Annotated in this window: 22 protein-coding genes; 11 read left to right on the top strand and 11 right to left on the bottom strand. The window is 69.8% G+C overall.

Annotation, left to right across the window (positions count from 1 at the left end; translation table 11 throughout):
• Nucleotides 1-9 precede the first annotated feature (9 nt).
• The gene (locus G3I56_RS16460) at nucleotides 10-930 is read right to left on the bottom strand and encodes an NmrA/HSCARG family protein (protein ID WP_164409733.1); all 921 of its coding nucleotides are present in this window, start codon (nucleotides 928-930) and stop codon (nucleotides 10-12) included.
• Nucleotides 931-981: 51 nt separating this feature from the next.
• Between G3I56_RS16460 and G3I56_RS16455 the strand changes: the two genes are divergently transcribed.
• Nucleotides 982-1,455 (top strand): MarR family transcriptional regulator, encoded by a 474-nt coding sequence (locus tag G3I56_RS16455; RefSeq protein WP_164409732.1) that lies wholly within the window; start codon nucleotides 982-984, stop codon nucleotides 1,453-1,455.
• A 46-nt stretch (nucleotides 1,456-1,501) separates the two neighbouring features.
• Here the strand turns inward: G3I56_RS16455 and G3I56_RS16450 are convergent, their stop codons facing one another.
• Nucleotides 1,502-2,998 carry an oligopeptide:H+ symporter gene (locus G3I56_RS16450; RefSeq protein ID WP_164409731.1) on the bottom strand — a complete coding sequence of 499 codons (1,497 nt, stop codon included), beginning with the start codon at nucleotides 2,996-2,998 and terminating at the stop codon, nucleotides 1,502-1,504.
• A 337-nt stretch (nucleotides 2,999-3,335) separates the two neighbouring features.
• On the opposite strand from G3I56_RS16450, the gene G3I56_RS16445 reads away from it, so the two are divergent.
• Nucleotides 3,336-4,013 (top strand): response regulator transcription factor, encoded by a 678-nt coding sequence (locus G3I56_RS16445; protein WP_164409730.1) that lies wholly within the window; start codon nucleotides 3,336-3,338, stop codon nucleotides 4,011-4,013.
• Between the two features lie 156 nt (nucleotides 4,014-4,169).
• On the top strand, nucleotides 4,170-5,444 hold the full coding sequence (locus tag G3I56_RS16440) for an ATP-binding protein (RefSeq protein ID WP_164409729.1): 1,275 nt from the start codon (nucleotides 4,170-4,172) through the stop codon (nucleotides 5,442-5,444).
• 66 nt (nucleotides 5,445-5,510) lie between these two features.
• Here the strand turns inward: G3I56_RS16440 and G3I56_RS16435 are convergent, their stop codons facing one another.
• A complete protein-coding gene (locus tag G3I56_RS16435) occupies nucleotides 5,511-6,080 on the bottom strand; it encodes a GtrA family protein (RefSeq protein ID WP_164409728.1) in 570 nt (189 codons plus the stop codon).
• A 163-nt stretch (nucleotides 6,081-6,243) separates the two neighbouring features.
• Here G3I56_RS16435 and G3I56_RS16430 point away from each other — a divergent pair, with 163 nt between their 5' ends.
• The 4 genes from G3I56_RS16430 to G3I56_RS16415 all read left to right on the top strand — a co-directional run bounded on the left by G3I56_RS16430 (nucleotide 6,244) and on the right by G3I56_RS16415 (nucleotide 10,429).
• Nucleotides 6,244-7,404: a 5-(carboxyamino)imidazole ribonucleotide synthase gene (locus G3I56_RS16430; RefSeq protein ID WP_164409727.1), complete on the top strand. Its 1,161-nt coding sequence runs from the start codon at nucleotides 6,244-6,246 to the stop codon at nucleotides 7,402-7,404.
• Nucleotides 7,401-7,943, top strand: a complete 543-nt coding sequence (purE, locus tag G3I56_RS16425; RefSeq protein WP_164409726.1) for a 5-(carboxyamino)imidazole ribonucleotide mutase — start codon at nucleotides 7,401-7,403, stop codon at nucleotides 7,941-7,943. Before G3I56_RS16430 ends, purE begins: the two co-directional genes overlap by 4 nt.
• Entirely contained in the window at nucleotides 7,940-9,127 is a 1,188-nt protein-coding gene (locus tag G3I56_RS16420; RefSeq protein WP_164409725.1) for a dipeptidase, read from the top strand. The genes purE and G3I56_RS16420 overlap by 4 nt, the downstream gene beginning before the upstream one ends.
• 120 nt (nucleotides 9,128-9,247) lie before the next feature.
• Nucleotides 9,248-10,429, top strand: a complete 1,182-nt coding sequence (locus G3I56_RS16415) for a dipeptidase (protein ID WP_164409724.1) — start codon at nucleotides 9,248-9,250, stop codon at nucleotides 10,427-10,429.
• A gap of 9 nt (nucleotides 10,430-10,438) precedes the next feature.
• On the opposite strand, the gene G3I56_RS16410 is transcribed toward G3I56_RS16415, so the two are convergent.
• Both G3I56_RS16410 and G3I56_RS16405 read right to left on the bottom strand, forming a co-directional pair.
• Nucleotides 10,439-10,834, bottom strand: a complete 396-nt coding sequence (locus G3I56_RS16410; RefSeq protein ID WP_164409723.1) for a VOC family protein — start codon at nucleotides 10,832-10,834, stop codon at nucleotides 10,439-10,441.
• A gap of 56 nt (nucleotides 10,835-10,890) precedes the next feature.
• The gene (locus tag G3I56_RS16405) at nucleotides 10,891-11,250 is read right to left on the bottom strand and encodes a VOC family protein (protein ID WP_164409722.1); all 360 of its coding nucleotides are present in this window, start codon (nucleotides 11,248-11,250) and stop codon (nucleotides 10,891-10,893) included.
• 148 nt (nucleotides 11,251-11,398) lie between these two features.
• Here G3I56_RS16405 and G3I56_RS16400 point away from each other — a divergent pair, with 148 nt between their 5' ends.
• Nucleotides 11,399-11,908, top strand: coding sequence for a CGNR zinc finger domain-containing protein (locus G3I56_RS16400; RefSeq protein ID WP_164409721.1), 510 nt, complete (start codon nucleotides 11,399-11,401; stop codon nucleotides 11,906-11,908).
• A gap of 154 nt (nucleotides 11,909-12,062) precedes the next feature.
• Here the strand turns inward: G3I56_RS16400 and G3I56_RS16395 are convergent, their stop codons facing one another.
• Nucleotides 12,063-13,406 (bottom strand): UDP-glucose/GDP-mannose dehydrogenase family protein, encoded by a 1,344-nt coding sequence (locus tag G3I56_RS16395; protein WP_164409720.1) that lies wholly within the window; start codon nucleotides 13,404-13,406, stop codon nucleotides 12,063-12,065.
• Between the two features lie 262 nt (nucleotides 13,407-13,668).
• Between G3I56_RS16395 and G3I56_RS16390 the strand changes: the two genes are divergently transcribed.
• On the top strand, nucleotides 13,669-14,826 hold the full coding sequence (locus G3I56_RS16390; RefSeq protein WP_164409719.1) for an acyl-CoA dehydrogenase: 1,158 nt from the start codon (nucleotides 13,669-13,671) through the stop codon (nucleotides 14,824-14,826).
• A gap of 100 nt (nucleotides 14,827-14,926) precedes the next feature.
• On the opposite strand, the gene G3I56_RS16385 is transcribed toward G3I56_RS16390, so the two are convergent.
• Together G3I56_RS16385 and G3I56_RS16380 are read right to left on the bottom strand one after the other, a co-directional pair.
• Nucleotides 14,927-16,249 carry an LCP family protein gene (locus G3I56_RS16385; RefSeq protein WP_203690017.1) on the bottom strand — a complete coding sequence of 441 codons (1,323 nt, stop codon included), beginning with the start codon at nucleotides 16,247-16,249 and terminating at the stop codon, nucleotides 14,927-14,929.
• Between the two features lie 157 nt (nucleotides 16,250-16,406).
• Complete coding sequence (locus tag G3I56_RS16380) at nucleotides 16,407-17,771, bottom strand: LCP family protein (protein WP_164409718.1); 1,365 nt, start codon at nucleotides 17,769-17,771, stop codon at nucleotides 16,407-16,409.
• A 262-nt stretch (nucleotides 17,772-18,033) separates the two neighbouring features.
• Between G3I56_RS16380 and G3I56_RS16375 the strand changes: the two genes are divergently transcribed.
• Nucleotides 18,034-19,083 (top strand): glycosyltransferase family 2 protein, encoded by a 1,050-nt coding sequence (locus tag G3I56_RS16375; protein WP_164409717.1) that lies wholly within the window; start codon nucleotides 18,034-18,036, stop codon nucleotides 19,081-19,083.
• A 79-nt stretch (nucleotides 19,084-19,162) separates the two neighbouring features.
• Here G3I56_RS16375 and G3I56_RS16370 read toward each other — a convergent pair whose 3' ends face one another.
• The 3 genes from G3I56_RS16370 to G3I56_RS16360 all read right to left on the bottom strand — a co-directional run bounded on the left by G3I56_RS16370 (nucleotide 19,163) and on the right by G3I56_RS16360 (nucleotide 24,430).
• Nucleotides 19,163-20,833 (bottom strand): LCP family protein, encoded by a 1,671-nt coding sequence (locus tag G3I56_RS16370; RefSeq protein WP_203690016.1) that lies wholly within the window; start codon nucleotides 20,831-20,833, stop codon nucleotides 19,163-19,165.
• Between the two features lie 134 nt (nucleotides 20,834-20,967).
• A complete protein-coding gene (locus G3I56_RS16365) occupies nucleotides 20,968-22,725 on the bottom strand; it encodes an LCP family protein (protein WP_164409716.1) in 1,758 nt (585 codons plus the stop codon).
• Nucleotides 22,726-23,671: 946 nt separating this feature from the next.
• Nucleotides 23,672-24,430, bottom strand: coding sequence for a TIGR03089 family protein (locus G3I56_RS16360; RefSeq protein WP_164409715.1), 759 nt, complete (start codon nucleotides 24,428-24,430; stop codon nucleotides 23,672-23,674).
• 120 nt (nucleotides 24,431-24,550) lie between these two features.
• Here G3I56_RS16360 and G3I56_RS16355 point away from each other — a divergent pair, with 120 nt between their 5' ends.
• Nucleotides 24,551-25,972 (top strand): N-acetylmuramoyl-L-alanine amidase, encoded by a 1,422-nt coding sequence (locus G3I56_RS16355; RefSeq protein ID WP_164409714.1) that lies wholly within the window; start codon nucleotides 24,551-24,553, stop codon nucleotides 25,970-25,972.
• The last annotated feature ends 9 nt before the right edge of the window (nucleotides 25,973-25,981 follow it).

Below are 25,981 nucleotides of genomic sequence, written 5' to 3'. Positions count from 1 at the left end.
GTACGACCGTCAGGCACCGAGTAGGGCCTCCGGGCTCGCCAGATCCCAGCGCTGAGCCCCCGCCCACTCGGCGAAACCGTGCCACCCCACCTCCGGGTGGTCGCGGCGCAGGCCCTCGACATCCACGTCGAGGCCGGTCGCGGTGAAGTAGCGGAACATCGCGGCCAGATCGGCGGAGTGCGCCTCGATCTGGGCCAGGGGAACCGGAGTGAACTCGATCGGACGGCCGCAGACGGCCGAGAGGGTCTCGGCGATCTCCGTGCACGTCAGGTTGTCCGACGCGATGTCGATGCGGCGCCCGGCGAACTCCTCGGGGTGCCGCAGGGCGAGCGCCGCGAACGCGCCGATGTCGGCGGCCGGGATGAACGGCAGCCGCAGGTCGGCGGGCAGGGGCAGGGCGAAGCGGCCCTCGCGCAGGCCGCTCAGCGTCCACTCACTGGTGTAGTTGTCCATGAAGACGCCCGGGGCGATGACCGTCCAGGGGATGCCCAGGCTCCGAAGGTGGAGTTCGACACGGTGCTTGGTCTCGAAGTGGGGGACACCGGTGCCGCGGTCCGCGTTGGCGGCCGAGGTGAACACGATGTGCCGGACGGTTCGGCTCGCGGCGGCGGCGTCGAGCAGCGAGACGGCCTGCCGCACTTCGGCGCCGGCGTCGTCGTCGTTGCGCGTGGACATCGTGAACAGCGCGTCGGCGCCGGTGAGCGCGGCATCCAGGCCGGCCCGGTCGTCGAAGTCGGCGTACGCCACCTCCGCGCCGAGCCCGCGCAGCTCCTCGGCGGCCGTGGACGACGGATTACGCGTCAGCGCGCGGACCCGTGAACCGTGGCGGAGGAGGGCCCGGGTGGTGGCGCCGCCCTGGGCGCCGGTCGCGCCGGTGACAGCGATGACGGGCTGGGTGGGCCGGGCGAACTGATAAATTGTCTGCGTCATGCAGTAAACGTACACGCATTGTCTGCGCCGCGCAGATATTAAGGAGTGGTTGTGCCCCGAGACGACCGGACGAGCGGCCTGGAACTGGACTCCCGGCGGTACGTGGCCTCCTACGTGCTGTTCAACCAGGCCGTCGCCGACCACCTGGGGATGCACCCGACGGACGTGCAGTGCCTCAGCCTGCTCGGCATCGAGCCGGGCCCCTTCACGACCGGCCGGATCGCCCAGCTGACCGGCCTCACCAGCGGCTCGGCGACCCGGCTCGTCGACCGCCTGGAGAAGGCCGGGTACGTCACCCGGCAGCGGGACGAGGCGGACCGGCGACGGGTGCTGGTCGTGCCGGTGGCCGCGGCCATGCGGCGCCTCGGCGAGTTCTGGGACTCGCTCGCCGAGGGCTGGCTGGCCACGTTCGAGGGCTACACCGAAGAGGAACTGGCCCTGCTCGGCCGACACATGCGCCGGACGACCGAACTGGCCCAGCGTCAGATCGAGCACCTGCGCGCCCTGCCCACGGAACCGAGGTGAGCCCCACCCCGGTCCCGCGAGCCGCGCGACCGGCGTGGGTGACCCGTCAGTTCACGCTCCCCATCAGCGCCTTCACCCTGCCCCGGTACGCCCACACCGCGGCGCCCGCCAGCACCGCGAGCACCGCCTCCAGCGCCACCACGCCCATCCGGTCGAGGTTGACGCCCGCGACGGAGAGCAGGCCCGTCGTCGCGTCGCCCGCGGTGACCGCCAGGAACCAGACACCCATCATCTGGGAGGCGTACTTCGCCGGCGCCATCTTGGTCGTGACCGACAGGCCGACCGGCGAGAGGGTCAGTTCACCGACCGTCTGGACGAAGTAGATCGCCACGATCCACATCGCCGCCGCCTTGTGACCGTCCCCGGCGATCGACAGCGGGGCCAGGAAGAGGAGGAACGAGACGCCGACCAGCACCAGGCCCGACGAGAACTTCACGATCGTGCTCGGCTCCTTGCCACGCCGGTTCAGCGCCAGCCAGAACCAGGCGAAGACCGGCGCCAGCGCCATGATCAGCACCGGGTTCACCGACTGGTACCAGGAGACCGGGAACTCCCAGCCGAGGACGCTGTTCTCGGCATTCTGGTCGGCGAAGATCGACAGGGTGGTGGCGCCCTGGTCGTAGATCATCCAGAAGACGGCGGCGGCCACGAAGAACCAGATGTACGCCGACATCGACGACTGCTCGGACCCGCTGAGGTCCTTGTCGCGCTTGATCCGCGCCAGCACGACCACCGGGACGACCAGACCGAGCAGGATCAGCGGAACCATCACCCAGTTCAGCGTGTAGTGGCCCGAGAAGCCGACGAACGCGTAGAAGACGGCCGCGACGCCCGCCCAGACCGCCGCCCTGCGCAGCGTCGCGGACTTCTCCGCGGCGGACAGCGGGGTCGGGACGACACTCGAACGCGCGTCCAGATGCCGACTGCCCAGCAGGAACTGGGCGAGACCGAGCGCCATGCCGAGCGCGGCGAGGGCGAAGCCGAGATGCCAGTCGACCTTCTCGCCGATCGTGCCGATCACCAGCGGCGCGGCGAACGCGCCGGCGTTGATGCCCATGTAGAAGACGGTGAAGCCGCCGTCACGGCGCGGGTCGTCCGGGCCGTCGTACAGGTGGCCGACCATGGTGGAGATGTTGGCCTTCAGCAGGCCCGAACCGATCGCCACGAGCCCGAGGCCGGCGTAGAAGGTGCCCGCCGTCGGCAGGGCCAGTGTCAGATGGCCGAGCATGATGACGCCGCCGGCCACCGCGACGGTCCTGCGCGGGCCCCAGACGCGGTCACCGAACCAGCCGCCAGGCAGGGCGAGCAGGTAGACGAGGGAGACATAGACGGAGCCGATCGCGGTGGCGGTCGGCACGCTCAGGTGCAGACCGCTCGGCGCGATCAGGTACAGCGGGAGCAGGGCCCGCATGCCGTAGTACGAGAACCTCTCCCACATCTCGGTCATGAAGAGGGTGGCCAGTCCGCGGGGGTGGCCGAAGAAGGACCGTGGGGAACCGGGGGTGTCCGGTGTCAGGGATTCCTTCGTCAGGCTGGACGCCATGAGTCGTTCCTTGCTGGTCGGGACGCACAAAAAAGACCTTCAGCAGAAAACTCGCCAAAGGTCCATGGGTGCCACTAAGAGCTTCCTTTCACCATACGACAGCTCACAGTCGTAAATAAAAGGATTTGAGACGTGAATCACAGGTGATGGGCGAGTATCAGTCACTCATTCCAAGGTAAGAGACAGGAAATCACCGTAGAGGCACAGGTGCTGGCGTCGGGGCGCGGCAGGCACCGGCCCCGCCGTCCCGGACGCTCTCGTCGTAGCGGCCGAAGGTAAGAATCAAGAACGCCTGGTCACACCCCGGGCGGCGTCCAGGGCGGTCTACCATCAGCTCATGACCCGTGTACTGCTCGCTGAGGACGACGCGTCCATCTCGGAGCCGCTGGCCCGCGCACTGCGCCGGGAAGGCTACGAGGTCGAGGTGCGCGAGGACGGCCCGACCGCGCTCGACGCAGGCATCCAGGGCGGTATCGACCTGGTCGTCCTGGACCTGGGCCTGCCCGGCATGGACGGCCTCGAAGTGGCCCGCCGACTGCGTGCCGAGGGGCTGACCGTCCCGATCCTCATCCTGACCGCGCGCGCCGACGAGGTGGACACCGTCGTCGGCCTCGACGCGGGCGCCGACGACTACGTCACCAAGCCCTTCCGGCTCGCCGAACTGCTCGCGCGTGTCCGGGCCCTGCTCCGGCGCGGCGCGTCCGAGCCGCAGCAGCCGCCCGCAACGCACGGCGTGCGCATCGACGTCGAGTCGCACCGCGCGTGGATGGGTGAGGAGGAACTCCAGCTCACCGCCAAGGAGTTCGACCTCCTGCGGGTGCTTGTGCGCGACGCGGGGCGGGTCGTGACCCGCGACCAGCTGATGCGTGAGGTGTGGGACACGACGTGGTGGTCGTCGACCAAGACCCTCGACATGCACATCTCGTGGCTGCGGAAGAAGCTGGGCGACGATGCCGCCAACCCCCGGTATATCGCGACTGTCCGGGGCGTCGGTTTCCGGTTCGAGAAGAGTTAGCGAACTACGCGCGTAACCCTCCGGGGGCTGTGCGGTGTGTGCGGCTGCGGGCCCGGTGGGGGCTGGCCGCGCAGTTCCCCGCGCCCCTGGAGGCGCCCCTGACGGGGCTGCTCCAGGGCGCCTGGTCGCCGCTATGCCATCGCTCCCGGAGGGCCTGTGCGTCGTCGTCTTATTCAGTCCACCCTTGCCGTCGTGCTCGTGGTGATCGCCGTGTTCGGTGTGTCGCTCGTCATCGTCGAGACGCGGACGATCAGTACGAGTGCCCAGGACCGGGTGGACTCCGAGGCCGTGCGGCTGGCCAGCATCGTGGACAGCCGCATCCTCGGGGACGAGCAGATCAACTCCAAGGTCCTCCGCGGCCTCGTCACCGGCGACCGGTACGCCGTCGTGCGCATCCCCGGCCGCGCGCCGATCGAGGTCGGGGACCAGCCCGTCGGTGACGTCATCTCCGCCGAGGAGGACGGCGAGGAGGGCGAGACCGTCCGGGTCGAGGAACCCCGTTCCTCCGTGACCCGCGAGGTCGGCCGCACCCTGCTGATCATCGGCGCCGTCGCGCTGCTCGCCGTCATCGCAGCCGTCCTGCTCGCCGTACGGCAGGCGAACCGGCTGGCCTCGCCGCTCACCGACCTCGCCGAGACCGCCGAACGCCTCGGCTCGGGCGACCCGCGCCCCCGTCACAAGCGGTACGGCGTCCCGGAGCTCGACCGGGTCGCGGATGTGCTGGACAGCTCGGCGGAACGTATCGCCCGGATGCTCACCGCCGAGCGCCGGCTGGCCGCGGATGCCTCGCACCAGCTGCGTACGCCCCTCACCGCCCTGTCCATGCGTCTGGAGGAGATCACCCTCACCGACGACCCGGAGACGGTGAAGGAGGAGGCCACGATCGCGCTCACGCAGGTCGAACGCCTCACGGACGTCGTCGAACGGCTCCTCACCAACGCCCGCGACCCGCGCACCGGCTCTGCCGTCTCCTTCGACCTCGACGAGGTCATCCAGCAGCAGCTCGCCGAGTGGCGCCCCGCCTACCGCAGCGAGGGCCGGGCCATCGTCACCTCCGGCAAGCGGCATCTGCAGGCCGTCGGCACGCCGGGCGCGGTCGCCCAGGTGCTGGCCGCCCTGATCGAGAACTCGCTCATGCACGGCGGCGGCACGGTCGCCCTGCGCACCCGCGTCATCGGCAACCAGGCGGTGATCGAGGTCACGGACGAGGGACCCGGCGTCCCGACCGACCTGGGCGCCCGGATCTTCGAGCGTGCGATCAGCGGCCGCAACTCCACGGGCATCGGCCTCGCCGTCGCCCGCGACCTCGCGGAGGCCGACGCGGGCCGCCTGGAACTGCTCCAGCAGCAGCCGCCGGTCTTCGGCCTCTTCCTGTCCCGGACCCCGCTGAAGAAGTCGGTGGGGGGCGAGGAGGAGCGGACGGTCCGATAAGCGCCCCTTAGGGGCGCGGGGAACTGCGCGACAAGCCACGACGGCGCCGCACTGAACCGAACTCGCTCAACCCACCCGCTGACGCTGGTTCCGGCCCTCCGGAATCGTCCGACCCTCGGGGATAGGCTCCAGGAACGACTCCGCGCTGGCCACAGCCTCCCGCGCCGGAAGCGTACGGAACACCCACGTACGGTACGACCAGAAGCGGAACAGCGTCGCGACGCCGATCCCGACGAACTTGAAGACGTTGCTCTGCAGCGGGCTGTCCAGGCCGAAGCCGTAGGTCGCCGCGTAGAGCACGCCGTTCTCGATGACCAGTCCGACCGCGCTGAACAGCAGGAACAGCGTCAGTTCCTTCGTGCGGCCGCTCTTGTCGCGGTCCCGGTACGTGAAGTAACGGAAGCCGATGTAGTTCGTACAGATCGCGACGACCGTGGCGGTGACACCGGCGCGGACGACCGGGAGGTCGGTCGTACTGCGCACCAGGTTGAACACGAGCAGGTTGACGAGAAGCCCCGCCGTTCCCACCGCCCCGAACCTCGCCACCTCGGCCGCGAACTGGTCGAATCGTCGGCGTACGGCGCTCCGGGGCGTCGTATGAAGCCCGTCGGAACCAGCTTCGGAACCATGTTCCATGGTCTGTCGGCCCCCGTCTGTGGGATCGCAGTGTGGGATTTCGTCAACCCAGCCATGCTAACCACCCCCTCTGGGGCTTGCCTGTGCGCATCGAGTCACAGGCGTGTAATGCGTGAAATCAGGCCGGGATGGCCGACCGGATACTCGCCGATACTCTTGGAGGGTGACGTTCCCGGTAGTCGGCATGGTCGGCGGGGGGCAGCTCGCTCGTATGACACACGAGGCGGGCATCCCGCTCGGCATCAGGTTCAAGCTTCTCAGTGACACCCCGCAGGAGTCCGCGGCGCAGGTCGTCGGCGATGTCGTCATCGGCGACTACCGCGACCTGGAGACGCTGCGCGCCTTCGCGCAGGGGTGCGATGTGATCACTTTCGATCACGAACACGTCCCGACCGAGCATCTACGGGCCCTGGAGGCGGACGGCATCCCCGTCCGCCCCGGCCCCGACGCGCTCGTGCACGCCCAGGACAAGGGCGTGATGCGGGCGAGGCTCGACGAGATCGGGGTGCCGTGCCCCCGCCATCGCATCGTCCGCGACGTCGCGGACGTGGTGGCTTTCGCGGCCGAGGGCGTGCCCGAAGGCGATGAGGGGGACGGCTTTCCGGTCGTCCTCAAGACGGTCCGCGGCGGGTACGACGGCAAGGGCGTGTGGGTCGTCCGGTCCGCGGCGGACGCCGCCGACCCCTTCCGGGCCGGTGTGCCGGTCCTGGCCGAGGAGAAGGTCGACTTCGTACGGGAACTGGCGGCGAACGTCGTCCGCTCCCCGCACGGCCAGGCCGTCGCGTACCCGGTCGTCGAGTCGCAGCAGGTCGACGGCGTGTGCGACACCGTCATCGCCCCGGCGCCCGGCATCGCCGAGGAGCTGACCCTCCAGGCCACGGAACTGGCCCTGCGCATCGCCAAGGAACTCGGCGTGGTCGGCCACCTGGCCGTCGAACTGTTCGAGACCCGTGACGGTCGCATCCTCGTCAACGAACTGGCGATGCGTCCGCACAACTCGGGCCACTGGACCCAGGACGGCGCGATCACCAGCCAGTTCGCCAACCACGTCCGCGCGGTCCTCGATCTCCCCCTCGGCGATCCGCGCCCGCGCGCCAAATGGACGGTCATGGCGAACGTCCTCGGCGGCGACTTCCCCGACATGTACTCCGCTTACCTGCACTGCATGGCCCGCGACCCCCAGCTCAAGATCCACATGTACGGCAAGGACGTGAAGCCCGGCCGCAAGGTCGGCCACGTCAACACCTACGGCGACGACCTGGACGACGTGCTGGAGCGCGCCCGTCACGCAGCCGGCTATCTGAGAGGCACGATCACCGAATGAGTCCCGTCGCAGGCCCCCTCGTGGGCATCGTCATGGGTTCCGACTCCGACTGGCCCGTCATGGAGGCCGCCGCCCAGGCCCTCGACGAGTTCGAGATCGCCTACGAGGTCGACGTCCTGTCCGCGCACCGCATGCCGCGCGAGATGATCACGTACGGCGAGCAGGCCGCCGACCGCGGGCTGAAGACGATCATCGCGGGCGCGGGCGGCGCGGCCCACCTGCCCGGCATGCTGGCGTCGGTGACCCCGCTCCCCGTGATCGGTGTCCCGGTGCCCCTCAAGTACCTCGACGGCATGGACTCGTTGCTGTCGATCGTGCAGATGCCGGCCGGTGTGCCGGTCGCCACGGTCTCGGTCGGCGGGGCGCGCAACGCGGGCCTGCTGGCGGCCCGCATCCTGGCCTCGCACGACGAGGAACTCCTCGGCCGGATGCGGGAGTTCCAGCAGGAGCTGAACGACCAGGCCACCGAGAAGGGCAAGCGGCTGCGCGCCAAGGTCGACAGCGGCGCGGGCGGCAGCGGCTTCGGCTTCGGGAAGTGACGTCGGTGAGCTCCCTGGAGCAGGCCCGGGAACTCCTGCGCGAGTTCCCGGTCGTCGACGGCCACAACGACCTCCCGTGGGCGCTGCGCGAACAGGTCCGCTACGACCTCGACGCCCGCGACATCGCAACCGCCCAGCACGCCCACCTGCACACCGACATCCCGCGCCTGCGCGAGGGCGGGGTCGGCGCGCAGTACTGGTCGGTGTACGTCCGCTCGGACCTGCCCGACGCGGTGCCCGCGACCCTCGAACAGATCGACTGCGTACGTCAGTTGATCGCGCGATACGGCGACGACCTGCGGCCCGCCCTCACGGCCGCCGACATGGAGGCGGGCCGGCGCGAAGGCCGTATCGCCTCGTTGATGGGCGCCGAGGGCGGTCACTCGATCGCCAACTCCCTCGGCACCCTGCGGGGGTTGTACGAACTGGGCGTGCGCTATCTGACCCTCACCCACAACGACAACGTGGCGTGGGCGGACTCGGCGACGGACGAGCCGGGCGTCGGCGGGCTGTCGGAGTTCGGCCGCGAGGTGGTCCGGGAGATGAACCGCCTCGGCATGCTCGTCGACCTCTCCCACGTGGCCGCGACGACGATGCGGCACGCGCTGGACACGTCCGTTGCACCGGTGATCTTCTCCCACTCCTCCTCGCGCGCGGTGTGCGACCACCCGCGCAACATCCCCGACGACGTCCTGGAACGCCTGCCAGGCAACGGCGGGATGGCGATGGTGACGTTCGTGCCCAAGTTCGTCCTCCAGGCCGCCGTCGACTGGACGGCCGCCGCGGACGACAACATGCGCGACCACGGTTTCCACCACCTCGCCACGACCCCCGAGGCGATGAAGGTCCACCGGGCCTTCGAGGAGACGAACCCGCGCCCGATCGCCACGGTCTCGACGGTCGCCGACCACCTGGACCACATGCGCGAGGTGGCCGGCGTCGACCACCTGGGCATCGGCGGCGACTACGACGGCACGGCGTTCACCCCGGACGGGCTGAACGATGTCTCCGGTTACCCGAATCTCATCGCGGAACTCCTCGACCGGAGCTGGTCGAAGACCGACCTCGCCAAGCTGACCTGGAGCAACGCGGTACGGGTGCTGGGGGCGGCCGAGGACGTGGCACGGGAGGAACAGAGCAGGCGGGGGCCGTCCAACGCCACGCTGGAGGAGCTGGACGGCTGAGGCGGACTCGGCGGCCAGGGCGTACCCCCGAACGCCCCACCCACCAGGAAGCCCCCTCGGCTCCGTGCGACGGTGACCGTATTGCGATCACGCGGTAGATCACGACGTACGGAGCCCGTCATGGCCGACCTGCAGGACGAACTGCACACCACAGCCGAGGTCGGGAAACTCGACCCTCCGCTGCCCCCGCCCGTCTCCATGCCGGAGCCCGACGACCACCCCCACGACGACCAGGCGACGGATTTCGACCTCTCCGCCCTCTCGGCCCTTTCCGATCTCTCCGACCAGGACACCGCCGACCCCCTCGACCGTGCCCACGCCGTCCTCGCCGAGCACCCCGTCGCCGACGGCTACAGCGGACTGCCCTGGGCGCTGCGGCACCTCGCCTGGTACGACCTGGAGCTCGGTGAGAGCACCGTCGACACCGATGTGCCCCGCATGCGACGCGGCCACGTGGGCGCGCTGTTCTGGGCGCTGCACCTGCCTGAGGGGCTCACCGGGGACCGGGCCGTCGGCGCCACCCTGGAGCAGCTCGACCTGGTCAGGACGGTGGCTCGCAGCCACCCCGAGGGGCTGCGTCTCGCGGACACCGCCGGGCAGGTCACCGACGCCCGCAACTGCGGACGGGTCGCTGTCGTCCTCGGGCCCGCCGCCGCAGCCGCGCTCGACGACTCGATCGGCATCCTGCGCGTCCTGCACTCCCTGGGCCTGCGCGTGCTCACCCTCGCGGGCACGTCCTGGGCGAGCGAGGCCGGGCTGACCCGGTTCGGCGAGGAGGTGGTCCGCGAGATGAACCGGCTCGGCGTGCTGGCCGACCTCTCGGGAGCCTCCCCGGCCACCATCAGCCGTACCGTCACGATCTCCAAGGCGCCGGTCCTGTGCACCCGCTCCGCGGCCCGCGCCCTGCGCCCCCACCCCGCCAACCTCCCAGACGAGACGCTCGCCGAGCTGGGCGCGGCCAGGGGGCTGTGCCTGGTGCCGCTGACGGCCGAGCAGACCGGGCCGTCCGTCCGTGACGTCGCCGACCATCTCGACCATGTCCGCGCGGTCGCGGGCCCGGAGTGCGTCGGCCTGTCCGGCACGTACGACTCCGGCAGCGCCCACCCCCAGGAACTCGGCGACGCCTCCTGCTACCCGAACCTGATCGCCGAACTCCTTCGCCGCGGCTGGACCGAGCCTGACATCGGTCTCCTCACCTGGGGAAACGTTCAGCGCGTCCTGCGCAGCGCCGACTTCACGGCCAAGGCGGCCCAGCAACGCCGGGAGCCGTCCACGGCACGGATCGCGGAGCTGGACGGCTGATTCGGCTGCTCAGGTGCGCTCGATCCGGCAGAGGCAGAACGGATGCCCCGCCGGATCGGCGTACACCCTGAAGTCCCGCTTCCCGTCCTGGTCGTCCAGGTCCAGCGGGCGGGCGCCCAGCGCGAGGACAGCCTCCTGGGCCGAGTCCAGCTCCGCCCAGGTGGAGCCGGCGTCCAGGTCGAGGTGGAACTGCTGCGAGGCGTGATCGGCCCGCGGCCACTCGGGCGGGGCGTACCCGGGCGCCTGCTGGAAGGCCAGCCGCGGCCCGCCGGAGACGTGGAGCACGACCCACTCGGGCTCCCCTTCCGTGGGCGTACCGCCGAGGACCCCCGCGTAGAAACGGGCCAGCGCGTGCGGGTCGGGACAGTCGAGGACGACGGTACGGAAACGGGCTACGGGCGTCATGGGTTCCTCCGGTCGGTAAGGCGGTTCGGCACGTCTGTCACGTCCGTCAGGCCTGTTCAGCCCACGCAGAGGCAGAACGGGTGCCCAGCCGGATCGGCGTAGACCCTGAAGGAGCGGGCCCGGTCCTCCGTCTCCAGCGGCTTCGCGCCCAGCGCGAGCACCTCCCGCTCGGCCGCGTCCAGGTCGGCCACGGTCACGTCCAGATGGAACTGCTGCGAGCCGTCGGCCGACGGCCACTTCGGGGGCACGTGGCCGGGGGTGGCCTGGAAGGCCAGGCCCGGCCCGTCCGGGACCCGCAGGTCGACCCAGTCCTCCTGGACCTCGGGCGTGCCGCCCAGCAGCCCGGCGTAGAAGGCGGCGAGCGCGCCGGGGTCGGGACAGTCCAGGACGACCTGGTCGAACTTGGCGATGGGCATGGGTTCCTCCGTCGATTGCCTGCTCAGTGCTCTCTGCTGCTCCCTGGCGTTCCGGGTACCCCGTTGTTACCGGTTGACCCGGCTCATACGGTAACGGTTACCGGATGCCCGCGCATAGGAGGTAACGCGAGGAGGTAATGTCGCCCATATGAGCGAGAACGGGTCCGCGCCCGGGGGGCTGGCCCTCGTGGAGGCCCTGGTGAACACCAGGGGCCTGGAATCGGGCCGGGAAGCGCTGGACACCGTCGAGGGGCGTACCGCGTTCGGCATCGCGGAGATCACCGAACGGGACCTGGCGGCCGTGAAGGAGCTGCGGGAGTCCCTGCGGGCCGTCTGCCTCGCCCACGCCGGGCATCCACCGCACGATGCCGTCACGCCCCTGGGTCAACTGCTGTCCCGCGCCCCGCTGTTGGTGACCGTCGACGAACGGGACGGCTCGGCCCGGCTGACCGCCGCCGAGGAGGGCCCGCTGCTCTCCCGCGTGGCGGCGGCCGTCGCGGAGGCGCTCACCGACGGCACCTGGCTGCGCCTGAAGGCCTGTGAGCTGCCAGAGTGCCACTGGGCGTACTACGACCGCAGCCCCGCCGGGCGCCGCCGCTGGTGCGCCATGTCGGTGTGCGGGGCACGCGCGAAGATGCGCCGGTACCGCGCGAAGTAGGGGCCCCGCGTGGAGTGGCCGCCCGGGATTTGGGATGCGGGTCCCGAAGCGTGGCCGGGATGTGGAGAATGGGGCAGGCGCCGGTCCGGCCGACTGAGCCTCGGCCGGACCGGCGTCCTTTCCCGGGCCGGACTCCGTCAGCCTCAAGCGGCCGTCAGGCGGTGGGCCGCCCCATCGCGCGGTACGTCCAGCCGGCCTTCCGCCACACCGCCGGGTCGAGGGCGTTGCGCCCGTCCAGGACTAGCCGGTGGGCCACCGCCTCGCCCAGCACCGCCGGGTCCAGCTCGCGGAACTCCCGCCACTCCGTCAGGTGCAGTACGGCGTCGGCGCCCCGGACCGCCTCCAGGGCCGTGTCGGCGTACGCGAGCGTTGGGAAGACCTTGCGTGCGTTGGCCATGCCCTTCGGGTCGTACACCGTCACCTGGCCGCCCTGGAGGTGGATCTGCCCGGCGACGTTGAGGGCGGGCGAGTCACGGACGTCGTCCGAGTCGGGCTTGAAGGTGGCGCCGAGCACCGCGACCCGCTTCCCGAGGAACGGGCCGCCGCCCAGCGCCTGCCGGGCCAGCTCCACCATCTGGCCGCGCTGGCGCATGTTGATCGAGTCGATCTCGCGCAGGAAGGTCAGCGCCTGGTCCGCGCCCAGCTCACCGGCGCGCGCCATGAACGCCCGGATGTCCTTGGGCAGACACCCGCCCCCGAAGCCGATCCCGGCCCGCAGGAACTTCTTGCCGATCCGGTCGTCGTACCCGATCGCCTCGGCGAGCTTCGCCACATCCCCGTCGGCGGCCTCGCAGACCTCCGCCATGGCGTTGATGAACGAGATCTTGGTGGCCAGGAACGAGTTCGCGGAGGTCTTCACCAGCTCGGCGGTCGGGAAGTCGGTGACGACGAACGGGGTCCCCTCCGCGATCGGCGTGGCGTACACCTCGCGCAACAGCTTCTCGGCCCGCTCGCTCCGTACGCCGACCACGAGCCGGTCCGGGTGCAGCGTGTCCTGGACGGCGAAGCCCTCGCGCAGGAACTCCGGGTTCCAGGCCAGCTCGGCGTCAGCGCCGGCGGGCGCCAGCCCGGCGATCGTCCGGGCGAGCCGGTCCGCCGAGCCGACGGGCACGGTCGACTTGCCGACGACGAGGGTGGGCGAGGTGAGGTGCGGGGCGAGGGACTCGATCGCGGCGTCGACGTACGACATGTCGGAGGCGTACTCGCCGTGCTTCTGCGGGGTGTTCACGCAGACGAAGTGGATGTCGCCGAAGGCGGCGACCTCGGTCCAGTCCATGGTGAAGCGCAGCCGCCCGGTGGACCCCTCGATCCCGGCGACATGCTTGCGCAGCAGCTCTTCGAGTCCGGGCTCGTACATGGGGGCCTGCGCGCGCCGCAGCAGGTCGATCTTCTCCTCCACGACATCCAGTGCCAGCACCTCGAAACCGAGCTCGGCCATGGCGGCGGCGTGGGTGGCCCCGAGGTATCCGGTGCCGATCACGGTGATCTTGAGAGCCATGGGTGCTCCTGGGGTGTGGCCTGGGGGTGGTCGTGTGTGCGATGGCGAGCATAGTCGTGGGCCTGGCACGGCCTGGCAGGGGCTGTTGCGGGCCTTCACGGGGCAGAATCCCTCGGAGTCGCCGCGGAGCCCCCGGAAGTCCCCCCTGTCGCCAAGCTCACGTATCACCGGGGTGGGCAGGCCCTTAAAATTTGGATTACCTACTGGGTTACTTAACGGTAGTTAGCGTCAGTCACACAGCGTCTTTGGAGCGTGAGAGACCTTGGCCGGATCGGCTGATTTCGACCTGTACCGCCCGTCGGAGGAGCACGACATGCTCCGTGACGCGATCCGCTCCCTGGCCGAGGCGAAGATCTTGCCGTACGCCGCGGCGGTGGACGAGGAAGCACGCTTCCCCCAGGAGGCCCACGACGCGCTGGTGGCCAACGACCTGCACGCGGTGCACGTACCGGAGTCGTACGGCGGCGCGGGCGCGGACGCGCTGGCCACCGTGATCGTGATCGAGGAGGTCGCGCGGGTGTGCGCCTCCTCGTCCCTGATCCCGGCGGTGAACAAGCTCGGCTCGCTGCCCGTGATCCTCTCCGGCTCGGAGGACCTGAAGAAGAAGTACATGACTCCGCTCGCCAAGGGCGAGGGCATGTTCTCGTACTGCCTCTCGGAGCCCGACGCGGGCTCGGACGCGGCCGGCATGAAGACGAGGGCGGTCCGCGACGGCGACTTCTACGTACTCAACGGCGTGAAGCGCTGGATCACCAACGCGGGCGAGTCCGAGTACTACACGGTGATGGCCGTGACCGACCCCACCAAGCGCAGCAAGGGCATCTCGGCGTTCGTCGTCGAGAAGTCCGACGAGGGCGTCTCCTTCGGCGCCCCGGAGAAGAAGCTCGGCATCAAGGGCAGCCCGACTCGCGAGGTCTACCTCGACAACGTCCGCATCCCGGCCGACCGCATGATCGGCGACGAGGGCACCGGCTTCGCCACCGCGATGCAGACCCTGGACCACACCCGCATCACGATCGCCGCGCAGGCCCTGGGCATCGCGCAGGGCGCCCTCGACTACGCCAAGGGGTACGTCAAGGAGCGCAAGCAGTTCGGCAAGCCGATCGCCGACTTCCAGGGCATCCAGTTCATGCTCGCCGACATGGCGATGAAGATCGAGGCCGCGCGTCAGCTGACGTACGCGGCGGCGGCCAAGTCCCAGCGCGGCGACAAGGACCTCACCTTCCAGGGCGCGGCGGCGAAGTGCTTCGCGTCGGACGTGGCGATGGAGGTCACCACGGACGCGGTCCAGCTCCTCGGCGGCTACGGCTACACCCGCGACTACCCGGTCGAGCGCATGATGCGCGACGCCAAGATCACGCAGATTTATGAAGGAACGAATCAGGTCCAGCGGATCGTGATGGCCCGCAACCTGCCGTAACCCGGTATCCCGGTAACCCGGCACGAACGACCGTTCGCCCCTGCCCGATGGATCGGGCAGGGGCGAACGGGTTTGTCGTGAAGGCCGGCCGCGCGTTCGCTCAGTTGCCGGAGACGGTGACCTTGTCGTCGTTCTTCAGTTCGGTCACCAGCGTCTTCACCTTCGCCTTGTCCCAGACGAGGTTGCCGCCGGTCGAGCCCGAGATCGGCATGTTCATGGACTTGCCGTCGCCGCCCGTGACGCCCTTCATTGCCCAGAACATGTCGCCCAGGTCGAACAGGCCCATGTCCTTGTCGACGATCAGGGTGTCGAGGCCCGCGCTCATCGTCGGATACAGCTTGAAGGGGTTCAGGATCGTGCCCGGCGTCGCCGTCTGGCTCGCCAGCGCCGCGAGGAACTTCTGCTGGTTCTTCGTACGGTCGAGGTCGCTGCCCGCGAGGGCGTACCGGGTGCGGACGAAGGCCAGGGCCTGCTCGCCGTTGAGGGTCTGCTGGCCCGCCGTGAAGTTGGCGCCGGACTTCGTGTCCTTCATCCCGCCCTTGGGGATGGTGAGCTCCACACCGCCGACCGCGTCCACGATGTTCGCGAAGCCGGCGAAGCCGATCTCCACGTAGTGGTCGATCCGCAGGCCGGTGTTGAACTCGACGGTACGGACGAGCAGTTCGGGCCCGTCCGTCGCGTACGCCGCGTTCAGCTTGGTGTGCTTGCCCGTGCCCTTGTACGTCTTGCCGGACTCGGAGCCCACGAACGTCGGGATCTCCACGTCCGAGTCACGGGGGAGCGAGATGAGCGTCGGGCCGTTGTCGCCGGTGTGCAGGATCATCATCGAGTCGGTGCGCTTGCCCTCGGCGGAGCCGGTGTGGAGCGCCTTCTTCTCCTCGGCCGACATGCCCTCACGGCTGTCGGAGCCGACGATCAGATAGTTGGTGCCCTTGCCGCCGTCCGGCCGGTCGATGACCTTGGACAGGTCGACCTGGCGGTTCAGCTTGCCGTCGGCCCAGAAGTACGTACCGACGGACACCACGACCAGCAGCGTGACCACCGTGATCGCGGTCCACTTGATCCGCTTGCGCCAGTTCGGTGCGGAGCGGGGACCATGTCCGCCGCTCCCCATGGCGCCGGGCCCGCCCGGCCCGCCGCCCGAGCCACCGGCCTGCGGCGCGCCGCCGTAGACCTGGCCGGTGTTGTACCCGCTGTCGTAGCCGTTGCCGTAAGGGCCCTGGCCCTGGTCACCGGCGTACGGCTGCTGCTGGGGCACCCCGCCGCCGTACGGCGGGGCGGCCGGGTTCTGACCGCCCGGGCCGCCTTGGCCGCGCTGGGCCTGCCGCATCACGCGCGCACTCTCGGGCTGTGCGTTCGCGCTGCCACGTCCGTAGCGGTTGTCGCGGTTGTCGTCGGACCACGCGCCTGGCCAATCGTTCATGCGGACCAGTGTGCAGTGCTGAGCTATGCCCTATACAAGGGTCGTAGGAAATTAGGAGCACTGCTGTTGCGAAGCTGACACAAATCGCCCATGTGTGCGCCTGGCCGGGTTACGGGTCCTTGCCGGGGGCTGGAAACGCGCAGGTGGGAAAAATCCCTCACCGACACCCCACCTCATCCCCCGTGGTCACCCCGAACTCCCCGACCCGGACCTTCCGTACCCCCTGATAATCCGCCCCGACGGTCACCTTCAGCAGCGCCCCCTGCCCCCGCACCACCCGCAGCGAACTCCCCGGCAGCGCCGCCGCCAGCGACCTCGCGGAACGGTCCCACCGGGGGTCGTACGCGATGACCGTCCGTACCGTCGCCCCCCGCTCCCGCGCGTTCACCGGCACCCGGGTCGTCCGGAACCCCGTCGCGGCCAGCGCGCGGTCCACCTTCCGCCCCAGCCCCACCGTGCGCGTCCCGTTCTCGACCTGCACCCGGATCTGCTGCGGTGCCACCTCCACCCGCACCGGTGCCCCGCCCTTGCCGCCGCCCCCGCCCTTCCGCACCGACAGCGGCTCGTCCTCCCGCAATGCCCGGAACAACCGCCCCGCTTTCGCGTCGTCCCACTTCAACGTCGAACCGATGCCCTTCACGGCGAACCCCATCCGCCCGATCGGCACGGTCGTGAACTCGGACGACGACGGGGAGAAGTGCCGCATGGCCCGCCCGAGGTCGAGCAGCTCACCCGTGCCGAACTCCTTGTCCGCCCGCACCGACCCGAGCACCGCCCGGGTGATGTCCCGGAACTTCATCGGGTTCAGCAGCACCCCGGACGACGTGGACTGCGCCATCAGCGCCGCCATGAAGCGTTGCTGTCGCTGCATCCGCCCCAGGTCGGAGGATCCGTCGGCATGCCGTGAACGCACGTACTGCAACGCCTCCCCGCCGTTCAGCTCATGCTCCCCGGCCGTCAGGTTCAGCCCGGTGTACGAGTCCTTCAGCGGCTTGGGCGTACAGATCTCGACTCCGCCCAGCACGTCCACCGTCTTCATGAAGCTGGTGAAGTCGATCTCCAGGTAGTGGTCGATCTTCACGTGCGTCATGTTCTCCACCGTCCGCACGGTGAGGTTCGGACCGCCTTCCGCGTACGCCGCGTTCAGCTTGATGACATGTCCGCCGTGCCGGTGCCCGGTGTTGCGGTCGGTGTGCGGGGGCGTCCGGGCGTACGAGTCGCGCGGCAGGCTGACCACGCTCGCCCGCTCCCGGTCCTCCGAGATGTGCACGATCATCATCGTGTCGGTGCAGTGGCAGGGCGCGCCGCCGAGCCGGTACTTGCGCCGCTCGGCCTCGCTGATCTTCTCCCGGCTGTCCGTGCCGACCAGCAGCACGTTCATGCCGTGACCGGCCCGCGGACGGTTCTTCATGTCCTTGAAGGGGTCGACGCGGGCGATGTCGGCGTCGAGGCTGGTGACCACCGCGTGCCCGATCCCGGCCGCGGCGAGCACCACGACGGACAGCGTCGTCACCGCCCGCATGGCCCAACGGGGCTTCTTCCGCCGTACGGGTGGACGCGGGCGCCCGGACGACGGCCGTGGCCGGCGCTGCGGGGAACCGGGGGAGCGAGGGGATGCGGGAGACGCGGGCATGGGGGAACACCTCCGCGAAGGCAGGCCGGGGGAGGGGGAGTGGGCCGAACGTGGGATCCGTGAGCACCGTAGGCCCATACGATCTGCGGCCCGGGTCAGGGAGCGGGCGGCGCGCGTCGGTGTCCCCCGTTCGCGGTAACGTGAGCCCCCTATGAACGCCAAGCCCGACGTGCCGCTGCCCGCCGTGTCCGTGATCATGCCCGTCCTCGACGAGGAGCGGCATCTGCGTGGAGCCGTCCAAGCGATCCTCGCCCAGGAGTACGCCGGCGAGATGGAGGTCGTCATCGCCCTCGGTCCGTCCACGGACCGCACGGACGAGATCGCCGCCGAGCTGGTACGCGAAACGGCCGGTACAAGCAAACGCGTCCATACCGTCCCCAACCCGACCGGCCGCACGCCCGCCGCGCTGAACGCAGCGATCAAGGCCTCCCGCCACCCCGTCGTCGTACGCGTCGACGGACACGGCATGCTCTCGCCCGACTACATCTCGACCGCCGTACGTCTCCTCGACGAGACCGGCGCGCAGAACGTCGGCGGGATCATGCACGCCGAGGGCGAGAACGCCTGGGAGCACGCGGTGGCCGCCGCGATGACCTCGAAGATCGGGGTCGGCAACGCCGCCTTCCACACGGGAGGCGTGGCCGGGCCCGCCGAGACCGTGTACCTGGGTGTCTTCCGGCGCGCCGCTCTGGAACAACAGGGTGGCTACAACGTGGAGTTCATCCGCGCCCAGGACTGGGAGCTGAACTTCCGGATCCGGGAGGCGGGCGGCCTCATCTGGTTCTCGCCCGAGCTGCGGGTGTCGTACCGGCCGAGGCCCTCTGTGCGCGCGCTGGCCAAGCAGTACAAGGACTACGGCCGTTGGCGCCACGTGGTGGCCCGCTACCACGAGGGTTCCATCAACCTGCGCTACCTCGCCCCGCCCACCGCCGTACTGGCGATAGCGGCGGGCGTGCTGCTGGGCGCCGTACTGACCCCGTGGGCCTTCCTGGTGCCCGGCGGCTACCTCGCGGCCATCGCGGCGGGCTCGGTCCCGGCCGGCAAGGGGCTCTCCCTGAAGGCCCGCCTGCAGATCCCCGTCGCCCTCGCCACCATGCACATGTGCTGGGGCTGGGGCTTTTTGACGAGCCCCAAGTCGCTTGCCCGCAAGGTGATCGCGGCCCGTCGGCCGGCGGTGCTCGACGGCGCGAACGCGGCCTGAACGACAACGAGTCGGGGGCCTGCCGTCAGTCATTGACGGCAGGCCCCGACTCGTTTCCCCACAACCGGCGCGGCGGCCGTCACCAGCGGTAGGGCGAGTAGACCTCCATGCACGCGTCGGTGTCCGAACCGACCACCTTGTCGGCGGTGGTGGGCAGTTGACCGGCCTTCGGAGCCGTCTGCTTCGGATACGCCTTGCCCTCGCGCCAGTCGGCGCCCACGGTCACCGTCACGCCGGAGACGTCCGTCGACTTCTTCACCGAACTCGCCGGGATCCCGAGGGACTTGGCGACGAGCTGGGCGTCGCCCGCCAGATCGGCGCTCGGGTAGTGCACGACCGTCTTCTCCACGGAGAGTGAACCGGACGTGTCCGCCGCCGCGTTGGTGAAACCCTTGGCCGAGAGGACCGCGCTGATCGCGGTCGCCCGGCGGCCGACCGCGGCGAGGGTGGCCGTCCGGGTGCCGTTCTGCACGAGCACGCCGATCTTTCCGGGATCGGCCGCCGGGTCCGTCGAGGCCGTCGCCGAGGCCGCGGCCGTCGGAGCCTTCGTCGCCGCGGCGCCGCCCTTGTCGTCGAAGGCGATGTCGTCGCGGAGCATCGTCCACACCTGCTCGGCGTCGTCGCCGGCCGTCACCAGATGGTTCGCGTTCTGGGGGTCAACGACGGTCGGAATCGTCGTCATCGTGATGCGGTCGGTCGGCACCGACTTGAGCTGCATGCCCAGGTCGTACAGCTCCTTGACCGTGCCGAGCTCCTCGGACACCGTCAGCGACTTGGTGGCAGCCTCGGCCAGTCCGGTGAGCCGTCCGGCGTCCGTGAAGACGTTCTGCGCCTTCAGCGTGCGGATCATCGAGTTCATGTACATGTGCTGGGCCTTGGCACGCCCCAGGTCGCTGTAGAAGGCATGCCGGGTACGCAGCCATTGCAGCGCCTGCTTGCCCTTGACCTTGTGCTTGCCGGCCGTGAGCTTGAGCCCGGAGCCGCCGGACACACCGGGCAGCGGGTGGTCCCACACGTTCTGCTTCACACAGACCTCGACACCGCCGATGGCGTCGGCCATCTTCACCACGCCCGCGAAGTCGATCGTCATCCAGTGGTCGATGTAGACCCCGGTGAGGTTCTGCCAGGTGGCCAGCGTGCAGCCGGCGCCGCCCCGGGCCAGCGAGGTGTTGATGATGTCGTTGGTCGCCGCGAACTTCGCACCGGTGTCGGGGTCCGTGCACTTCGGTATGTCGACCCGGGTGTCGCGCGGAATGCTCACCACAGCCGCGCTCTTGCGGTCGGCGGACACGTGCATCAGCATCTGGACGTCGCCCAGCGGCGGGTTGCCGCGGTTGGCCTTGTCACCGCCCAGGGACACGTTGGCGTCGGAGTTACGGCTGTCCGAGCCGATCAGCAGGATGTTCAGCGGAGTCTGCCCGGCCGCGTTCGCCTCGGTCTTCTGCGCCTTGGAGTCGCCGCTGCTGCGCTTGCCCTTCTGGATGTTGCTGTTCAGGTGCTCGTAGTACAGGTATCCGATGCCGGCGGTGGCGAGGATTAGCAGCGAGAGGGTCGCCGCCGACCAGCGCAGCACCTTGCGTCTGCCGGGCTGTCGCTGTCTTCCTGTCGGACCGCCGCTGCCGGTTCCGCCACTGCTGTCGTCTTCGCCGGAGTCGCTCTCCTGCTCGTGCGCGCCGTCTCTCTGCCCCGGAACCCGAGCAGGCCGGACGCCAGGTCGCGTCCCCTCCCCATGCACACTGCTCTGCGTCATTCCCCTGCCTCCCACCCTTGCGCCGCCGTCGAACAGGCCTGCCTCGCGTCCCGTAAGACGCAAGACAGGCCTGTCAGGTCAACCGGCGCACCAAAAACATCTGGCGCAGATGCCCATTGATCAATTCGGAATGCTCAGCTGGCGCACTTCACCTTGTCCGCCGTGGACTGTCCGTCCACGCTCGGCGCCTTCGCCGGCGCGGTGAGCGAGACGCCGGCCTCCTTGAAGTCCTTGCCCAGGGTCAGCGTCATGGTGGGCAGCCCCTGGGAGTTCTTCACACTCTCGCCGGGCTTCATGGCCGAACCGGACAGCCCCATGATGGCGGCCAGCCGCCGGGCCTGGTCGGCCTGGTCGGGCGCGTACTCCAGCGTCGTCTTCGCGAGCTCCGCCGGAGCGTTGCCCGCGTTCTCGGACTTCGTCACGCCCTCATCATTCTGCAGGTAGTTAAGAACAGCCTGTGCGGAGCCGCCGACGGCACCGCCGTTCAGGATCCGCACCCGCACTTCGGAGGCCTCGGACTTGGTGCCCTTGAGGCGCGCCGCGACGGCAGCCGCCTCCTTCGCCTTCTGCTGCTTGACGGCGGTGAACGACACGTCGTTCGCGATCGCGTTGAACACCTCGGGGCCCGTCGGGCCGACGACAACCGTCGCCCGGACCTGCTCCGCAGGGTTGTCGACCACCGGGACGGTCAGGAAGGTGATGTTCTTCGTCGGCACCTTCTTCAGCTCCAGCGCGACATCCTTCAGCGTGGAGACCTTGCCGAGGCCGGTGTCCACGGTCAGCGCTTTGGTGGCCGCCTCCGCGAGCTTCAGCAGCTTGGCCGGGTTGGTCAGGGTGTCGCTGGAGGACATCTTGCGCATCAGCGAGCTGAGGAACTGCTGCTGCACCTTGATCCGGTCCAGGTCGCCCTGGTTGCCGAAGCTGTGCCGCGTACGGACGAAGGCGAGCGCCTGCTCCCCCTCGACCGTCGACTTGCCGGCGGGCAGCTTCAGCTTCGACTCCTTGTCGTTGACGGCCTTGGCCACGCAGACCTCGACCCCGCCCACCGCCGTCGTCAACGTCTTCACCGCGTTGAAGTCGGCCATCATGAAGTGGTCCGGCGAGATACCCGTGACCGCCTTCACCGTGCGCATGGTGCAGCCCGGGTCGCGATCGTCCTGCCCGAGGCTGGTGTTGAAGCGGACGTCCTGGGTACCCCGGACGATCTTCTCGGACCCGTCGGGCAGGATGGTCGGACAGTCCGGGACGTCGACGATCAGGTCACGCGGAATGCTCAGCGCGGTCGCGTTCGTCCGGTCCTTGGAGACGTGCAGCAGGATCGTCGTGTCCGCGTGCCCGACGCTGCCCGCGTCGCCGTAGGCCTCGTTGCCCGCACCGGTGCGCTTGTCCGTGCCGATGATGAGGATGTTGAAGGCCTCGTCCTTGCTGAAGCCGGACTTGCCCGCCGTGCCGATGTCCGTCGTCTGGACGTTGCCCTCAAGGTGCTTGAGGTAGAAGTAGCCGGCCGTGGTGGCGGCCACCATGACGAAGGCCATGGTCCCGCCCGTCCAGAGCAGCACCTTCTTGGCCTTCGACTTCTTCTTCTCCGGGGCCCGCGAGCGGCGCCGCCCGGGGAGCGGCTCCTCGGGCACACCGCGTCGCCGTCTCGGCGGCGGTACCTGCCCGGGCGTGCCGGGCACCCCGTGCGTCTCTCGCTCCTGCTCCCGCTCCGGCGCCGCCGAACGCCCGCGTCCGGCACCCGCGTTGGCGGGTGTGGCTCGACGAGGTCCCGGGACCGCTGATTGCGGTGCGGAGGGAGTCAGTCGCAGTTCGTATTCGCCGGTGCTCGGGTTGAGCACCCACTGGTCTGCGGGGTCGATGTCGTCCGCCCGCCCACGGCCTTGCGCGTCCACGGTTCTGCATCCTCCGTCGGGGCCACGCGGCGCCTTTCCCCCTACCAAGGCGCTCGGGTCTCTCGGTCTGCCGGTGTGCACACGACACGTGTCCTGACGCACCGGATCGCTCACACTATCCGTCTGGTTGGGCGTCAAGCGACGACGGTGACAAATTCCACGTCCCTACACCTGGGCAATCCACCCATTTTCTTGAACTAAAGACCGCTGACTTGGCAAGCGCTTTACCCGTAGGCACCCCGATCGGCCGTGTTGCCGCGAAAAGTGAGTACGGGGGCGGGGTGAAGGAATCGCCCCGAACCGGCATTTCCGCCGTGACGGCGACCGGCGCGCCCGTCCGGCAACCGCTGGAACGGCTTCCGGCTTCCGGCTCGGCAAGCTGGTCGCGATTTGTGTAGTAGGCGTACGACTCCCGTGGAACGGTCATGAACTGCACACGTTCGACAGGAAAGTCGCGCATTCCGCGCATCAATTCGCACGAACCATGCACACCGGCCGGGGCGGGGTGCGCGCGAGGCAGGCCGCGCTTTCTCGTACCTCGCGAGCTCGCCGGCGGCATTGTGATCCGGGGTGACTCCGGCTGGTGGACCAGGGGCCTCGCGCTCCCCCAGAGGGGGTGCCCCCAGACGTCGTACCCGGTGTCCAGGCTCGCCTGGCCGCACCAACCCCCGTACGGCTCAGGGCGCCACAAGCCCTCGTGCGAGCTTCTGGGCGAGCCCGAGGACGCGTACGGCGCCGGTCGCGACCGGGCGCCCCCTCATGGTCGTACGGGCATGTGCTCCTACGACCATGACCTGGGCGCGGTCCTGAGGGCCTCGCCAATGGCCCGAACGGCTGAACGCCGGGGCCGGCACTCGCCCAGAGGCGTGCAGCTGTGACACGTACGGCTCCGCCGCGTGAGCGCGACAAGTCCCCACCGGGGCACAGCCGAAACGCAACGCACCCCCTACCCGCGGCGCGTAGCCGTGACCCGCTCGTCCTCGACCCGCCGGGCCACCGCATCCTCACTCGCCCGCTCAAGATGCCGGCACAGCACCACAGACCCCCCGGTGGCGAGAGGCGAGTACAACCCCGCGCTGACCCCGTCCCACGTGTCGTACCCCAACCCCGACAGCAGCCGTGACCCCGGCCCGGTAAGCCCGAACTCCACCGCATCCGCCCCGGCCCGTTCCACGACCTCCGCTCCCGTGAACTCCGCCCCGGCCACGATCAGCGCCGCCGCCTCCGGATCGACGGGCGCGTACGGCGCGAACCGGTCCCCCTGTCCCGGCACCTCCACCGCGTAGTCGGCGAAGCCTGCCGGCACCTGCGGGAACCGCCCGCCCAACGGCCGCAGCGCGAGCGCGATCCGCTCACCGGAACACGCGCGCGCCGCGTCCAGTGTGTCGGGCCCGCTGACGACGATGTCGGCCGTACCGGGCTCGCCCGCCATGTCGGCGACGACACCCACCGACGAGCACGCCAGCAGCCACACCGCCGTCTGCCAGTGCGCGGGCAACAGCAGCGCGACCCGGTCACCGGGTTCGGCGGACAGCTCGCCCTGGAGGAGATTCGCGGTCTTGGCCACCCAATTGGCGAAGGTGGCCACGGACAATTCGACTCGTTCACCCGTGGCGTCGTCGTAGAAGGTCACCAGGGGGCGTGCGGGGTCCGCGGCGAGCGCGGAACGCAGCAGGTCGGCAGGGGTGCGATCGGTGGCGTTCACCCGCGCAAGAGTACGCAGGGGTCCGCGTGGCGGTGGGCGCGGGCCGACTGCCGGAGCCACCGGTTCGGGTGAACACGCCAGACGGCCCGTCAGTTCATCGTTGGACAGATATGTATGACTATGTCCAGGATCAGGGGCATGCGTGGATATCTTTCTTCTTCCATCGGCGTCGTATGCGCAACAGCCCTGGCGCTCCCGTTGACCCTGCCCACAACCCCGGCCTCGGCCTCGGCGAGACCCGCCGAGGCAAGACCGGCTCAGACGGCCCCGGTGGCTCCCGCCGCCTCCACCGTCCCCGGCAGCACCCAGTCGCTCCCGCTGGCCCCCCGCCCCGGCGACCGTACCCTCGGCCCGGCCGCCGAACAGGGTCTGTACCGTCCGGACGTACGGCACTTCTCGCTGGTCGGTGTCGTCTGGGACAACCCGGACACCGAGCTGTACGGCGAGGTCCAGGTGCGTACCCGGGAGGCCGCCGGCGGTCACTGGTCCGGCTGGCAGGACGTCGAGACGCACAACCACGAACACGCGGCCGACCCCGGCACTGCCGAGCGGGTCTCGGGCCGGGTCCGCGGTTCCACGGCGCCGCTGTGGGTGGGCGACTCGGACGGCGTGGAGGTGCGCGTACGGGCGGACGGCGAGGGGGGCGCGCCGGGCACCCGGTCCCCCCTCCCCGCGGGCCTCCGCCTCGAACTGGTGGACCCGGGCAAGGCATCCGCGACACCCGCGCGGCAGCGCACTCGCGCGACGGGGCAGACGGAGACCGGGTACACCACCGGGTCCGCGGAGTCGGCGGAGTCGGCGGCGGCCAACGCGGACCTCGCTCCCCTCGGCGCCACCGAGATCCCGGCGCTGAACAGACAGCAGACGGAGGAAGAGGCGCTGACGCTGCGACGGCAGGAGACGGGAACGAGACCGGAAGAGCGACGGGTGAAGCCGTACATCGGCCCGCGCCCGCGGATCGTCACACGTCGAGGCTGGGGTGCGGACGAGACGCTGCGCGAACCCGGCTTCGTCTACACGAAGAAGGTGAAGGCGGCCTTCGTGCACCACACGGCCTCGGGCAACAAGTACTGGTGCAAGGACGTCCCGTCCCTCATCCGCGGCATCTACCGCTACCACGTGCTGAGCAGCGGCTGGCGGGACATCGGCTACAACTTCCTCGTCGACCGGTGCGGAAACATCTACGAGGGGCGCGCCGGGGGGATGGCGAAGCCCGTGATGGGCGCACACACGCTCGGATTCAACACCGACAGCATGGGGATCGCCGTCCTCGGAACTTTCGGCAGCTCCAAGCCGTCCAAATCGGCAGTGAGTGCGATCGCCCGGCTGACCGCCTGGAAGTTGGGCCTGTACGGGGTCAATCCGAACGCGAAGACATACCTGAAGTCGGGTGGTGGCAATCTCTATCAAAAGGGAAAGAACGTACGACTCAACGTGATCTCCGGCCACCGGGACGGCTTCGCCACCGAGTGCCCGGGCCGGCTGCTCTACGACAAACTCGGCTCGGCGCGCAAGTCGGCGGCCAAGTACCAGGGGCGATGAGGACTTCGG

This window comes from Streptomyces sp. SID12488, from assembly GCF_010548275.1.
Classification (GTDB): domain Bacteria; phylum Actinomycetota; class Actinomycetes; order Streptomycetales; family Streptomycetaceae; genus Streptomyces.
This window is presented reverse-complemented; position numbering and strand designations above follow the sequence as displayed.